At 53.6% G+C, this 683-nt stretch carries 2 tRNA genes and 1 rRNA gene; all 3 read right to left on the bottom strand.

From position 1 onward, the window contains the following. Window positions 1-250: 250 nt before the first annotated feature. Window positions 251-324 (bottom strand) — tRNA-Ala (locus tag B0919_RS24500). Between the two features lie 36 nt (window positions 325-360). Further along, window positions 361-434: transfer RNA gene (locus B0919_RS24495), tRNA-Ile, on the bottom strand. A gap of 130 nt (window positions 435-564) precedes the next feature. After that, window positions 565-683, bottom strand: a 16S ribosomal RNA gene (locus B0919_RS24490); the annotation flags it as partial.

The following is a 683-nucleotide window of genomic DNA, read 5'->3' as shown; positions in this document are numbered from 1 at the left end:
CCTTATCGCAGCTTATCACGTCCTTCATCGCCTCTGAGAGCCTAGGCATCCCCCGTGCGCCCTTCGTTACTTCCGTAACGGTCGACTCCGAGTAATCAGGAGTCTATCGTTTGCTCGTGTGATGCCACCTCGATTGCTCGAGTTGGCATTTTTTTCTCTTGTTTGCTAGCCGTTACGTCAAAGAACGTGTACCAAGCCTGTTGCTTGATGCAGTGGATGGGAGGCAAGCCTGCCATCCGGGAGTAAAGAGTGGAGAATAACGGATTCGAACCGTTGACCCCCTGCGTGCAAGGCAGGTGCTCTAGCCAGCTGAGCTAATCCCCCGTCGTACAAGTCGCCGCGGCCGGACGCCGAAGCGAGTGGGCCTGCGTGGACTCGAACCACGGACCTCGACATTATCAGTGTCGCGCTCTAACCACCTGAGCTACAAGCCCGGGTCTTCAGTCGCTACTCTGCAGTAGCAATGAATCCTCGTTACTCAACAATATTATTTGAGCGAGTGCGAAAACAACAGGTTCAAGCCAGTTGAACAAAAATCCAGTCAGCGTAACAAAAGTGCTCCAGAAAGGAGGTGATCCAGCCGCACCTTCCGGTACGGCTACCTTGTTACGACTTAGCCCCAGTTACCTGTTTTACCCTAACTGGCTTCTGTGACGAGCACCAGCTTCAGGTCCACCAGACTT

Source organism: Hymenobacter sp. CRA2, from assembly GCF_002007105.1.
Lineage (GTDB): Bacteria > Bacteroidota > Bacteroidia > Cytophagales > Hymenobacteraceae > Solirubrum.
This window is presented reverse-complemented; position numbering and strand designations above follow the sequence as displayed.